Source organism: Haloarcula sp. 1CSR25-25 (assembly GCF_032027985.1).
GTDB lineage: Archaea > Halobacteriota > Halobacteria > Halobacteriales > Haloarculaceae > Haloarcula.
Genome location: NZ_JAHYBW010000002.1, coordinates 446,137 through 459,595, shown reverse-complemented (window position 1 = coordinate 459,595; position 13,459 = coordinate 446,137). Strand labels below are relative to the sequence as shown.

The following is a 13,459-nucleotide window of genomic DNA, read 5'->3' as shown; positions in this document are numbered from 1 at the left end:
ATGGTGGCCGCCAATAGCGACCCCATGGAGGACGCCGAGGCGTGGCAAGCCCTCTCGCCGGCGGAACAGGACGAGTATCTCGACGAGGGATTGGCCCGACTCAAGGGCGACCGCGACGAGGGCCACTGGCGACATCTCTCGGCCAGCGCGCAACGTGAGACGATTGACGCCATCGAAGGCCAGCAGGCCGACGATGACCTATCCGAGGCCGAGGCGGCGATGCAGGCGGCGCTGACGACGACGTGGACGGCCAATCTCTGGGAGCATGCCGACGACGTGCCGACGGTCCCGCTGGAATGCCGCGAACTGTCCGACCGCGAGCAGGACATCATGACCGATGGCTTCCGGCTGATGGCGGCCATCGACGAGCAGGCCCAGACGGCCGAGGATCTCGAGGCCATCACTTTCGATAGTGAGTACTTCGACAGCCTCGAACAGTTCGAGTGCTGGCTGTTCGCGTTCCTGGCCGACGTGACTGACGACAGGGCGTTCGACGAAGAGCGGTTCAGGACTGGCGCCGGTTTGCGCTCGGGCACGCGTCAGGAACTCCTGGCGGCGATTTTCTTCCGGTACGAGGAGGAGGCACGCAACGCCCAGAAATTTCGCACGGAGTAAGGACGGGAAGGCCTACGCGCAGTTCTGCCAGTTCTGGAGTGCGATGCCCCACGAGTTACCAGCGAAAGGCACACCGGAGCGGCTGTTCATGGAACACGTCTACAACGAACTACAGCGAGACCACCGGGACAGCGGCGCCGCTGGCCAGCCGAGGGGCGTGTAGATGGCCGAGGGCACCGTCCTCGCCGAGATAGTGCTTGACGGGGACAAGCAGTTCCGCGCTGCCATCGACAAGGCCGGCGAGTCGATGGAGGCTGCCGGCGACGAAGCCACCGGCCTGTCGGCACGGCTCGACCGTGTCGCGGAGGGCATGTCTGATCTCGTCGCCCCGGCGACACTGGCGGGCAATCGCGTCGACAACCTCGGCGACCAACTGAGTCAGACTGGTCGGAAGGCCGCTGCCGCAACGGCTGGCATCGTCGGCTATTCGTCAGCCTCGTCGGGCGCTGCCGGAACGTCGGCGACGTGGTCGGCCGTGATGTCGGCCTCGCTCATCCCGGCGCTGGGGGCCCTATCGCTGACGCTGGGGCCGCTGGTCGCAACGCTCGGCGCCGTCGCAGCCGGGGCTGGCGCACTGGCGGCGGTCTTTGGGACCGTCATCGGGTCGGGCTTGCTGGCGTATGGTCGCGAGCTGGCGTCGACGATGCCCGACGTTGAGAAGCCAACGGAGGCACTGGCCAAGCGCTTTGGCGAACTCCGGTCCGAAATCGCGGACATCATCGCACCACTGGGAGAGGCGTTCGTGCCACTCATCCGCGCAGCCCTGAACGCCTTGCCGGGCCTGGTTCGCTCGATTGTGGACACACTTGGCCCGCTGGACCAGTTTGCCCAGACGCTGCGGTCGATGGGTCAGCAAGCGATGGACATCATTCCACAGATTACGGCGGCGATGTTCGACCTCGCCCGCCGGGCCTTGCCCGTCTTTCAGGACTTCGTGAGTTTCATCGCTAGCCGTGGGCCGCAGGCGTTCAACCTCCTGCTGGATTCGTTCCGCGAGACCCGTGACGAGTTCGCGCTGTTACTGGGTGCAACGGTCTCGGCCTTGCCGCCGCTATTGGAACTCGGAAACACAGTCGCGCGGATACTGGTGCCGGCAGTCGCTGGCGCGGTGTCCGTCATCGGCTCTGTCGTTGACCGGTTCAACGAACTGCCACAACCACTCCGCGACGGGGCGGTCGCTGCTGGCCTACTCGGGTCAGCCTTCGTCGTGGCTGTGCCTGCGGTAACGGCCATCGCCGGTGCTATCTCGGCGCTGTTGGGACCGCTGGGCGCGGCCGTGATCGCCATCTCGGCGCTGGCCGGTGCGGTGCAAGCTAACTTCGGGGGCATCCGGACGAGCATCGAACTGGCGTTATCCGCAATCCGAACGGAATTTGAGAAGACATTCCCAGCTCTCAAATCGCTCGTCACGACCGTCTTATCGGACATCGCCGCAGCGTTTGGTATTCACGGCACAAATGTAGAAAGTACCGTTGGCGAGTACATCGGCCGGGTTACGACAATCGTTCTCGAGGGGCTACCACAGGTTGGTCAGTTCATCCGGCAGCAATTACGGTCACTGGAAGCCACATGGACGCAACACAGCGACGACGTCCAGCGTATCGTCGGTGGGCTGACGGATTTCATCCAACGCAACCCGGCACAGGCACTGGCGACGCTGGCGACCGTCATCGTCCCCGGGCCGCTCGGGACAATCGTCGCTGCCTTCCGCGACAACTGGAATCAGGCCGAGCGGACTGTTCGGACAGCGATGGCGACGATCACGGATGTCGCCCAAACGATGATGCAGTCGTTCAAAAGACAGATTATCAACCCGGCCCAGGACAGCCAGATGGCGTTTAGCCGCAACCTGACGCGGATGCTGGCCGAAAGCCAGCAGACCTTCCAAACAATTCGCGACATCGTCGGCCGCGTCATGAACACCGTGTTCACAAACATCCGTGAGCGACTGCGCTCGATGAAGCGTATCTGGATTGCCAACCTCTCGGGCTCGGATGGCATCCTCGCTAACACCCGGACGGCCTTCAACAGCCTCTGGAACAACATCATCAAACCGACGCTGACCCTCATCCAGGCCGGCTGGCGGGTGTTCGGCGACGACTTGATCCGCATCTTCGACGGTGTCCTCGGGACGTTGAACACCGTCGCGAGTATTGGCTTCGACCTACTGCTGACGTCCATCAACGTCATTCTCGACCTCATCAGCGGCGACTGGGAGGGGGCCTGGACAAACATCAAGAACTTCTTCCAGCGGACCTGGAACACGCTCACAGACTGGGCCAAGACCGACGGCAAGCAGCTCTTGGTGGGCGCGTGGAACATCATCATCGACGCCACGAAGGCTCAGTGGAGCGGGTTCTGGGACTGGCTCATCGGCAACTCGTTTTTCCCCGACCTTATCAACGCCGTCGCCGACTGGCTCACATCGACAGGCAAGTCCCTCATCAAGGGCGCGTTCGACACGATCGTCGGCGGCATCGAGGGCGCGCTGAACAGCATCGACCTGTCGGATATCACGACCGCGCTTGAAGATATCGTCAGCACCGCCGGTGACGCCCTCGACGCGATCGACAGCATCCCGAGCAGCGTCTCGAGTTCGATCGATTTGAACATCAAGAAGAACTTCCTTGGTGGGAATGAGGACGACGATAATGACGGCGACGACGGTGGCGGTGGTGGGGGTGGCAGTAACCCTGGGGCCGGCGTATCTGAGGACGATGACGGTACCAGCGGCACATCCGGGTCGGGGGGTGGCGGCTCGAACAACTCGTTCGCCGGCTATACGGACGATAGCGATACCGGCGGCGACAGTAGCGGCAGCGACCTCTACGGCGGCAGCGACGCCCCCGGCCTCGCCCACGGCGGCCTCACGCAAGGCGAGGGGCTGGCCTACCTCCATCCCAACGAGGTCGTGATGGGGGTCGAAACCGGGGCGCGAGCCCTCGCCGAGGAACTCGACGCCGGCGGCGAGACACGTATCGTCTTCGAGGAAGGCGCCATCCAAACCGAGGATCCCGAAGCCGCTGCCGATCTCGTCGAACAGCGCCTCGAACGCAGACTCAAACGCCTCTCCACGCGCTAACTCATGGCCTACCGACACGGCTACGTCCGTCACGGCTACCATCGCTACGGCAAGGGCGACCCGACATACACGAACAGCCACCAGCCGTGGTACATCACGGTCGACAGTGGGTTGGGCGCAAACATCCGCGCTGACGGCCTACTCGCGGAGACACGACCGTCGCCCATCCGCCCAGGGACGACGGTCAGCTACACGTTCTCGTTTCTCCCCCAGACGGGGCGCGGATTCGCCGCCAACGAGCACGTCGGCCGCTTCAGGAGAGCGCGACAGCTCCTCGTTCGCGCGTCGGACGTCGTGGTCTACGGCGACGTGCCCGGGGGTACGGTGCGCTATCGTGAACAACACGGCGGGCCAGATGGTACGCAGCTCGTCCGCATCGGCCCCCTGGAGGCAACGAGTAGCGCCGACGCCCCGGCCGGCGAGGAACCGCCCGGGCGCTCCTCGATGCACGATGCGCGCTGGGCAGTCGTCAGCGGCGGCGAAGCTGTAAGCCCGCAACCGGCCGACCGGACGACCCGTGCCATGCTCACACTCGAAGCGACGACCATCGCCCCAGCGGGCGAGTTCGCCACGCGGACGGCGGTGCGTGCGGCCCGCGAAGTCAACGGTCTGTGATTTCACCAATGCCACAACGACTCAATATCGACGATGGCGCGACCGCATTACCACTGAACGCCCTCTTTCGCCTCGGCGAAGGGTATGGGTGGCTCAACGGCGGCGGTGTCACGCTCGCGTCCTCGGGATCCAGCATCGACGTCACGGTCAATGCAGGCACCGTCCGTGTCGACGGAACGGTCGTCGATTTTGTACAGTCGACGCTGACACTCCCCGACGGCGCGCCGAACGACCACCGACGGGACCTCATATACATCGATTACCGTGGCAAGGCCGGCTACATTCAGGGCGAACCGGCGGAGACGGTGGCCGAACTCACCCCGAACGACCGCTTTCAGAACCCGTTGCCGGCCCCGCCGAGCGCGCAGGCACTGGATGGTGTCCCGTTGGCAGAGGCGTGGATTCCGCCGGGGACGACTAGTAGTGACGAACTCGACCCCGGTGACCTCAACGACGTCCGCGTATCGGATGTCGGTGGGCTGGGCATCATTCCCGTCCGCTCATCGGACCCGCCCGAGGCAGACCTGACACAGGACCGCCTCTGGCGCAACACCAGCGCAGAGGAGTATCGCGCGTACACGGCCGATGCCGACGCCATCGTTGCCTTCTCGACGACGACGGTCACCTCCTTCAGCGGTGACACCACCCGCCTCGTCGAGGACTTCGAGGACTCGATCAAGGACAACTGGCGGGGTGGCGATTCCGACTTTACGTACACAACGCCATCGTTCGAGGCCAGCGCGGCGGCCTACTGGGACCAGTCCACCCGCGCGACGGACTACTCGCTGCCCGGCGACGGCCTCGCCTACTATCCCGAGTCCGGGGATACGGTGGCGATGGCAGTCTACGCCGAATCCGGCCACGACCGTATCGACCTCGCGTTCGGCAAGGACGTCGACGATTTCACCGGCGACAACCGCATCCGCATCGACGTCCCGAACAACGACCTCGAACTACTCTCAACTGACGCCGACGGCGTCTCGCGCACGCTGGGCTCGGCCAGCCCCACCCTGTCGGCAGGGGCGTGGTACATCATCGAAGCCGACTACGACGGTGGCGGCAGTGGCGTTCATCCGACGCGCATCTTCTCGACAGATACCTCGACCGATCCTGGGACACGCGCCACCGAGCTGGCGAGCATCTCGTCGCCGACGCAAGACACTACCCACCAGGGTCGCGGAGTCGCCGTCGCCATCGTCGGCGAGGGTCGCATCGATTACCTTCACGCACTCGACTGACCATGGGTTCCATCGTGCATGCCTGACCCCAGTCTCACGTTCACCTACGGCGCCAGCCGGCCGGCGACATACGGCTCGACCCGGCCCGGGACCTACGGCGCTGTCCCCACGGCCCAGTATCGCCTGCGACTGCGGGCGCCCAACGGCCAGCAAATCCTCACGACTGCGTTGCTGTCCATCGACGTCACACTCGAGCATACAGCCGTCTCGACACTGACTGCGGAGCTCCCGCCGTTCGACCGACTGGAGGACTTCATCCTCGGCGACGCGACACTGGAGTTTCGCGGCGAGCGGTTGTTTCAGGGTCGCATCCTCGGCCTGCCTGGCCCGACCACTGGCGACACCGCCACAATCGAGGTGTCCGGCCCGGCACGCACGCTGACCCGGGGCGCCATTGCCGTCGGCCCCTTCAGCGGCGACGCCTACGAGGCCATCGCCGCCGTGTGGCGAGAATACACCCGCTTCGACGCGACGGTGCTGGTGCCGGATTCGCCGACCTCGCTGTCGGACTACAGTACCGAGGGGACGCCGATGGAGGTGCTGCAAGACCTGCACGAACTGGCGGGGATGCGCTTCACCGTGTCCCACCAGCAGACGGGCCCCCGCGTCGAGTCCTACGTACCTGAGGAGACGGTCAAGACCGACGACTGGACGGCCACGGAGTGGGACAGCAGCCTCGACGCCACGAACTACGCGAACGCGGTCGAGGTCTATGGCGGCGAGAGTAGCGACGGCTCGCGGGCGTTCGCTCGTGCTGCTGACCAGTCCGAGATCGACCGCCTCAGTGACGAAATTCTCGTCCGCATTGACGACGAGACACTCACGACGGATGCCGACTGCCAGGCTCGCGCTGACAGCGAACTCGCCAACCGGCTCACCGAGGACGACCTGTCGGGGTCGGTCGAGATTATCCCCCAGGTCGTCCTGCCGGGGTATCACTACACCATCAGCGAGTTCGACACCGGCGACGGCGCGCCGGCCCTGCCGGTCGAGCAGACGCACTTGCGAGAGTCACAGGGCGAGGCCCGCGCCACACTGGAGGTCAACGACAGCGGCCGTGGCGTCGTCGACACTATCGTCGACTTGCGCCGCGAGACCGCCCAACTGAACCAACCCTAAGGTATGACAAGTTACACCATCGACGACGGTGACGGCGGCACAGCGCTCGACGAAAACCAGCAACACTATCGCGGCGACGGTATCGGCGTCGTCGACCCCGCTGGGGGCGACCTGGCTGTCAGTGTCAACACCGGCGCACTCGGCAGTACGGACACGCTGTCGGTCGCGGCTGGCGACGCCTACATCCAGGGAACGACTCACACGCTGGGCTCCCAGAGTATCGGCCTCGACGGCGCCAACGGGACCGACCCACGGCGGGACGTCGTCTACGTCGACACCACGGGCAGTCTCCAGGTCGAGAACGGCACGCCCGAGGCGACGGCCCCCGACGACAGCAACCTCTATCGATTCGAGTACTTCCGGCCAGCGCCGGCGGACCTCAGCGAAACCGTCGCCTGTGTCCTGGCGGAGGTCTGGGTGCCCGCGGGGGCGACGAGCGTCACGTCCTCGGATATCCGAGATCGGCGGATTCGTGCGCTCCAAGCCGACAGCCTGACACAAGACATCGCCACCCAGACCGAACTCGACACCCACGCGAGCGATCCGGACAATCATCATAAACGCCCGTCGGCGGGTGACGGCCTGGTCGACGCCAGCGGCACGTTCGACATCGAGCCGGCGGACTTCGCCGGCGCCGGCGTTGCGGATGACGGCAGCGACGATCTCGTGATACAGGAGCGCATCCACTACGAGCCGGGCCACACTGAGATTCCCGACGGCCAGGATGACGTCGAGTACCATCGCATCGTGCCGCCCAGCGACGGGACGGTCACCATCACAGCCATGCAATTTCGCCAACAGGGCGGCGGGTCGTCCTCGAATTGCACGCTCGATGTCTACGACGCCGGCGTGGCGACGGTGGTCACTCAGATTACACTGGGGTCGGCCGACCGAGCGACGTACACGGCCGAGCAGGGCAACACCGTACTCGTCCGCATGAGTAATGCAACGGGCGGCCCCATCGACGCCGCCCCAACCATCGACGGGTACATCGACACATGACGGGCGTCCGCCAGACCAACGATGGCGTCGTCAAGACCAGCGGCGGCGCCGCGCAGACGACCGCCGGTACGCTGCTCATCGACGACTGGGAGGACGGCGACCAGACGGGCTGGGCCGGCACCGACGACACCACCGTCACGACGACGGCTATCCAGGGTGACTACTCGCTCGAGCACTCCAGTACGTCGTTCATCAAAGTAACCAGCGGCCCCGGCGTGACGAACCCGCTCCCGAACTACCCGGCCAAGGGCGCGACGGTCTCGTGGCTGGTCGACACGAGCTCGTTGAGTGCCGATTGCTGGCTGGTGGCCTTTGGCTCCGGCGACGGCACTGGCTCGGGGAGTTACAACATCCAGGCCCGAATCAAGAGCGGTGGGGATTTCGTCTTGCGAGAGGAGGTTAACGGAACCGAATCTACCATCAGCGCCGACACGTCGGGCCCACTGGCGTCGGACACCATCTACGAAATTACGTTGGAGTGGGTCGACCCCAACGATGCGACGGCGACGGCCTACGAGTGGGACACCACCAATCAGGAACGCGGGGTCAAAGTCGCCGAGGAGTCCGGCGCGGTCGACGCCAGTCACGACACAAACAACAATGGTGTCGTCGAGCTGTGGTTCAGCGGCGATGGCACCCAGGTCGAGCGCGTTGATCGCCACGTCATTCTTGAGGGACCAACGATATGATTCGCTTCCTACCCGTCCCGGTGGTTGAACAGTCGACCCACCGCGGGTCTAGACGGTCGGCCACGTACGACGGGCGGGACGGCCTGACTGGTGTCCGTGGGCATTGTGTCGACGCGTTAGCATAGCGGATGCGATATATGCGTGTTGGTTCTCCGAGGACACGGCGGCACTGAAAAGGGTTGTCACCGAGGACGATGTCGTCAACGCGTCGGATTACGTCGATAACGTTCTCGCACGGTTGGACGACCGCTTCAACCGCGACCACACACTAGAGGAATAGCGGGCCGTGTTCCGCATCGAGCAGTAATAACCATGGCAGGGTCCAGCGAAGGGCGATCCCCGAGAGATGCTCCCACAGTCGGAACTCGCAACGTTCAACAGGTAGGCGGCGCGGTTGGAAGAGCAACTCAATAGGTGGACACGGGTGGCGATCGGTCGGCGACTGGCCAAGCGGGTTGCAGATGGATGTGGAATGACGGATGCGGTTGTCGAGGTTTACGACGACCTGGATTGGGCGTCCGAGGCACTCCTACCCATTGGGAAGGTTGAGGATGTCAATCACGGCGAGGTAAGCATCGTGGGGCGTGTCAGGACGTCGTGGGATCCATCCAAGTATTGCTCAGGTCGATCTCATCGCGGACGAAAGCGGACAAACGCGAGTGACTATCTGGAAGGCATCAGAGGCCCCAAGGCTCGAAGGAGGGATCAGGAAATATTACTCGGATATTTTATTTTTATATAGTTTATATGATTGCGAAGGTTTTTATATATGGCTAAGTTGCAAGTATCTGTGTTATGACTGGTGAAAAATTGGCAAGTTTAGTTGATCGTGACCCAATGCTGGGAGGGGATGAAAAAGAGACGACGCTAACAATGTGCGGACAAGACAAACATTTCTCTATTTACAGTGCTAAACCCACAGTAATTAAATCTCTACTTAAACACGATCATTTTGAGATCGAATGGGCTCGTGTAATTGATGGAGATAGCGGAAAACGAATAAAAGAACGAAGCAAATTATTAGATATTAGCGGCGACATCGTTGCTGTAGAGGGTAAAATGCCAATTGGGACTCTCACAGTGAAATCAAAGCCCCGCGCGAACGATCATCAATCCAGTATTGTAAATTCGGAGACAATAGATTCTTCTGTGTTTGACTGAGCACTACAAATTTCAATTCTGTGCCGTGTTGAATAGCTACCTATCAAGCCGATATCAAGGGGCAGAAGGACGAAGCCGGGAAGATCGACATACAACTGGGATACGACCAGTCAATCCCACGGGTCACAGTTAGCACAAAAAACGGTGCTGTCGACAGCAGCCTCGCGGAATCCTTGCCGGTTTATATTCAGAGATTGCTAGCAAAAGTTCTAGGTTCTTCGGACTGATCCGTCGGCTAAGTTCTGCGTACGAATCGAAGTTCAGTACGTTGTAGGAGACCGTGCTTCCTCGGCCGAGAACGTAGGTCAGATAGCACTGAGAGCGTCCATCTCGTCGCTCATGACTTGAACACGTTCGGCCATCAGGTGGTCGTCGACGATATCGCGGATAGTCTCCAGTGCGTCGTCGACCGACATTTTCTATCCTTCGTGGATAACATCGCGATAGTGCTTCGAGAAAACTTCGTCGTCCAAGCCAGAGAGCGCGCTGAGACTGACCGGTTTCGTGAACACATTAGCGACGCAACGCACCATTCTCGATACGCACTACAGACACTAAGCAGCCCTTCGGTTGACAATGATGGCAACGGCGCTGAGTCCGCTTTGTTGATGCCGCCACGAATCTTTTTATCACCAGACCGATTGACCACCGATCAAGCCCTCGTGGATCACGAGTTGCATGCCTGAGTAGAATCAATCAATCTCATTCGGAGTCGTCTGAAACCGCCAACTCGGTCGCGGAGTCTATTGAAATTATTGAAAAGTCGATGAATCAGTTCGTATCGACGTCGTCAAGAATCATTCTCTGAAAGGCAAGGAATATCCGTTTCATGCCACTGTCGTTAAGTCGGGTATGCTGGCTGGCGATATCGTTTGATTGGATATTGAAAGTACCCCACGGCGTAATAACAGAATCGTGCTTCAGAGGTGGCTGGTCCGTCTCAGTCTTTTCTTTCGGCAGTTCGACGGTCCAGTCATGTTGATCGTATTGATTGTTTTGATCTTTAGTAATCGTGACAACCGAGTAGATACGACCAACGTTCGGATGGTTCGGCGTTTTCATACCATCAATGACAACTGCTGACCGGGTGCCAGAGGATTTGTATGGATCATAAGTGAGACTAACCACGTCTCGCTGGCGTAACGCAATCATACGATGTACAATATTCTATCAGCGATAAAACCCAGGTACTTACGACCGGCTCAGTCGCTTCGCATGCGTCAGATATCGCGTAGTTCAGTCTCCATCTCAGCCAGCTCAGCATCAACTTCGGCATCAGTGAGTCGTTCCGACTCAGTATCAGCCGTGTCATCCGCAAAGGCGGCCTCGTCTGCCTCGGCGGTCTTCTGGGCCATATCTTGCTGGTGGGCACTCCCGAGTGCCCGTCGCACGGCAGCGGCGGTCGCGTCATCCTGTGGGAGGTAGTAGTACCCGTTCTCGGTGTTTGCCAACTCCTTCTCAGCGAGGCGCTTGCAAACCGTCGGCGCATTGTCCGCTGGGATATCAGCGTGAGTGGCGATATCCTTCGGCGTGAAGGCCATCTCGGGGTGAGTAACGAGGACGCGGAGTACCTCTGCTTTCTGTGTCCCCGGGGTAACTGAGATCCCTTCCTCTGCCTGCGCTTTGAGATCGTTGATGTGTATGGGCATGTTATCCTGTGTTATTCGTTGTTATCGAGTGTTCTTAATTGTTACTACTGAATCGTATAGTGTCTCCGCTCACACTGGCACACCCACGTATTGAATATTCGCCCGATGTGCAGGACGCGATTTGTAGCACCCACTGAGGGTTTCGAACCGAGCCCATCATGGTGACGGTCATAAGTTGTAGCACCGCCACAGCTCATCATTTTCACCCGGTAATCTTGATGTAGTGGGTAGATATGCATCGATATCAACATAGTAGTGTCAGAGCCGATGAGGCGATAACGCGGCCTGAGGAGGTCGTACCGGACTCTCATCTAACCGAGGTTCATAGCAGCGTCACGTGGATAGGTGGAGTTCTCCGGGCGGTGTTTAGTTTATATACCACCGATCATTGCTGACGGTGCAGTGTCTGACACAGACCAAACCGACAACGGAGCGGTATCGCCAACGCCAACGCTCACGGACGTCGAGGAACTGTTCGATGAGCAGTTAGACTTCCTGCCGAGCAAGGACGGGTTCCTCGACCAGATGCGGGCAGACCTGGACGTCCCGGGCGCATGGTACGAGATCGCGGACAATGCAGACGACGCGTTCCACCGGACTACGGCGAGTCGCTCGACGCTCAGGTTCGAGGTCGAGTACCGTAACCCGGACGACGGACCGGAGGAGTTGGTCATCCGCGACAACGCCGGCGGGGTCGCACCGAGCAAACTAGACGTGTTCTTTACCATCGGCGCCAGCGAGACCGGTGACGTCCAGTCTCGGGGCTGCTATGGCGTCGGCGTCAAGAAGGCCACCCTACGACTCGCGGATACCATCACGTTCGCAACGCGCCACCACTCACTGGAAAGCGACGAGGCGTGTGGGTACGGGTTCACTATCACTGACGAGTGGATCCGAGAGACCGACTCTTGGACGGGCGACCCCGAACGGTACGACATCGAACCGGGGACGACAGAGATCCGCCTCCGGGACCTCCGGTTCGACTGGGACGAGCACGTCGACGACATCCGTGCGGGTCTCGCCAGTAAGTACCGCCGCCAGCTCGGCGCGAGTCCGTTTAACGAATCGGGATACGCCGAGTTCGTCGTTGACGACGCGGAGTTGACTCCGCCTGCGACACCCGAGTGGGCGTTCCCGGCACTCGACGACCTCCACCCGCGCGAGTTCACCGTTGACCTCACCTACCCGTCGCTGTCCGACCCGATCACAGTGCGGGCAAAAGTGGGGCTCCTGAAGGAGAAGGACCAGAACGCGACGGGGACGGACATCTACGTCCAGGGCCGTCTTATCCACGAGGGCCGGACCGATGAACAGGGTGGGTTCGGCGTCGCGAACGGGCTTCGCGAGCACCGCGATGAGGCGCATGGCCGGTTCAAGCTCTGTCTCGCCATCGAGAGTGAGGCACCGGCTGACCGCCTGCCGTGGAACACGACTAAAGACCGCCTGTTCGTCGACGCGCCGCTCATGGACGACGTCTGGAACCACGTCCGGCGGTTCGCGGATCGCTACATGGCCGCGACCTTCGACAAGGTCCCGGCGCCGTTCCTCCGGTTCCCGCAGGACCATGACCACCCCGGTAACGGCGGGGCCGTTGAGGGACCGCTGGCGTACGACCAAGGGGATCAAGTCAACGACAAGCCGACGAAATCCCAGGGCGTCCTGTTCCCGACTGTCCGGGAGGTCACCGAGATCGCCACCGCGCACGCCAAACTCGGGATCCAGCGGAAAGAGACACTCGAACACGACGACGCGACCACACAGGCTCAGATGCGTGCGGTCTATCTCGATCTGGTGGCTGCCGACTTCGAGGACGAGCACGGCGACCTCGCCGGACTGACGGCTCCGGAGCCGGTGGGTGTGGTACTCCCGGACTTCACCGCCTCGGGGATGGACGTCCAGCACGAGGTCGAGGAGGTAAAAACGGCGGCGAAACACCACGCCGCGCAGGGAGTTCGGTATACCGGCATGAAGCCGTGGAAAGAGCCGCTATACGAGGCGTTTCTCGAACAGTACGCCACGGTCGAGGTTGACGAACTCTCACCCGTCAACACACGGCCGTCGCCGCCGGATAGCGGGCCGCAGGATGACGAGGACGACGATGAGAGCGGTGACAGTGGGTCTGCCACGCCAGTGAATCGTGACGTGCAGTTCGAGGGCGACGACTTCGACATCGTCGCGGAAACCTTCGATGTCGATGACGGGATGCCGGCCTCGGAGTTCGGTCGTCGCGTGGCCGCTGTCGCACGGCGGTTAGACGAACTCGGTGTGACTTTCGACTTCCAGTGATCA

The 13,459-nt window shown here is 61.6% G+C and carries 11 protein-coding genes; 9 read left to right on the top strand and 2 right to left on the bottom strand.

The genetic code is table 11. The features are described from left to right. The 8 genes from KZ498_RS07430 (at window position 1) to KZ498_RS07395 (ending at window position 9,521) form a co-directional block, all read left to right on the top strand. Window positions 1–615 (top strand): hypothetical protein, encoded by a 615-nt coding sequence (locus KZ498_RS07430; RefSeq protein WP_312618053.1) that lies wholly within the window; start codon window positions 1–3, stop codon window positions 613–615. Between the two features lie 163 nt (window positions 616–778). Next, window positions 779–3,697: a hypothetical protein gene (locus KZ498_RS07425; protein WP_312618052.1), complete on the top strand. Its 2,919-nt coding sequence runs from the start codon at window positions 779–781 to the stop codon at window positions 3,695–3,697. Window positions 3,698–3,700: 3 nt separating this feature from the next. Next, window positions 3,701–4,312, top strand: coding sequence for a hypothetical protein (locus KZ498_RS07420; RefSeq protein ID WP_312618051.1), 612 nt, complete (start codon window positions 3,701–3,703; stop codon window positions 4,310–4,312). A gap of 8 nt (window positions 4,313–4,320) precedes the next feature. Continuing rightward, a complete protein-coding gene (locus KZ498_RS07415) occupies window positions 4,321–5,550 on the top strand; it encodes a hypothetical protein (RefSeq protein WP_312618050.1) in 1,230 nt (409 codons plus the stop codon). An 18-nt stretch (window positions 5,551–5,568) separates the two neighbouring features. After that, on the top strand, window positions 5,569–6,669 hold the full coding sequence (locus tag KZ498_RS07410; protein ID WP_312618049.1) for a hypothetical protein: 1,101 nt from the start codon (window positions 5,569–5,571) through the stop codon (window positions 6,667–6,669). A 3-nt stretch (window positions 6,670–6,672) separates the two neighbouring features. Next, window positions 6,673–7,671, top strand: coding sequence for a hypothetical protein (locus KZ498_RS07405; RefSeq protein WP_312618048.1), 999 nt, complete (start codon window positions 6,673–6,675; stop codon window positions 7,669–7,671). After that, window positions 7,668–8,360 (top strand): hypothetical protein, encoded by a 693-nt coding sequence (locus KZ498_RS07400; RefSeq protein ID WP_312618047.1) that lies wholly within the window; start codon window positions 7,668–7,670, stop codon window positions 8,358–8,360. Before KZ498_RS07405 ends, KZ498_RS07400 begins: the two co-directional genes overlap by 4 nt. A gap of 795 nt (window positions 8,361–9,155) precedes the next feature. Next, window positions 9,156–9,521, top strand: coding sequence for a hypothetical protein (locus tag KZ498_RS07395; RefSeq protein ID WP_312618046.1), 366 nt, complete (start codon window positions 9,156–9,158; stop codon window positions 9,519–9,521). A gap of 771 nt (window positions 9,522–10,292) precedes the next feature. On the opposite strand, the gene KZ498_RS07385 is transcribed toward KZ498_RS07395, so the two are convergent. Together KZ498_RS07385 and KZ498_RS07380 are read right to left on the bottom strand one after the other, a co-directional pair. Then, the gene (locus KZ498_RS07385; RefSeq protein WP_312618045.1) at window positions 10,293–10,673 is read right to left on the bottom strand and encodes a hypothetical protein; all 381 of its coding nucleotides are present in this window, start codon (window positions 10,671–10,673) and stop codon (window positions 10,293–10,295) included. Window positions 10,674–10,741: 68 nt separating this feature from the next. After that, window positions 10,742–11,170: a hypothetical protein gene (locus KZ498_RS07380; RefSeq protein WP_312618044.1), complete on the bottom strand. Its 429-nt coding sequence runs from the start codon at window positions 11,168–11,170 to the stop codon at window positions 10,742–10,744. A gap of 402 nt (window positions 11,171–11,572) precedes the next feature. On the opposite strand from KZ498_RS07380, the gene KZ498_RS07375 reads away from it, so the two are divergent. Next, the gene (locus tag KZ498_RS07375) at window positions 11,573–13,456 is read left to right on the top strand and encodes an ATP-binding protein (protein WP_312618043.1); all 1,884 of its coding nucleotides are present in this window, start codon (window positions 11,573–11,575) and stop codon (window positions 13,454–13,456) included. Window positions 13,457–13,459 lie beyond the last annotated feature (3 nt).

Coding starts and splice junctions, on each gene's coding strand:
- KZ498_RS07430 (WP_312618053.1), top strand. CDS start 1: ATGGTGGCCGCCAATAGCGACCCCATGGAGGACGCCGAGGCGTGGCAA.
- KZ498_RS07425 (WP_312618052.1), top strand. CDS start 779: ATGGCCGAGGGCACCGTCCTCGCCGAGATAGTGCTTGACGGGGACAAG.
- KZ498_RS07420 (WP_312618051.1), top strand. CDS start 3,701: ATGGCCTACCGACACGGCTACGTCCGTCACGGCTACCATCGCTACGGC.
- KZ498_RS07415 (WP_312618050.1), top strand. CDS start 4,321: ATGCCACAACGACTCAATATCGACGATGGCGCGACCGCATTACCACTG.
- KZ498_RS07410 (WP_312618049.1), top strand. CDS start 5,569: ATGCCTGACCCCAGTCTCACGTTCACCTACGGCGCCAGCCGGCCGGCG.
- KZ498_RS07405 (WP_312618048.1), top strand. CDS start 6,673: ATGACAAGTTACACCATCGACGACGGTGACGGCGGCACAGCGCTCGAC.
- KZ498_RS07400 (WP_312618047.1), top strand. CDS start 7,668: ATGACGGGCGTCCGCCAGACCAACGATGGCGTCGTCAAGACCAGCGGC.
- KZ498_RS07395 (WP_312618046.1), top strand. CDS start 9,156: ATGACTGGTGAAAAATTGGCAAGTTTAGTTGATCGTGACCCAATGCTG.
- KZ498_RS07385 (WP_312618045.1), bottom strand. CDS start 10,673: ATGATTGCGTTACGCCAGCGAGACGTGGTTAGTCTCACTTATGATCCA.
- KZ498_RS07380 (WP_312618044.1), bottom strand. CDS start 11,170: ATGCCCATACACATCAACGATCTCAAAGCGCAGGCAGAGGAAGGGATC.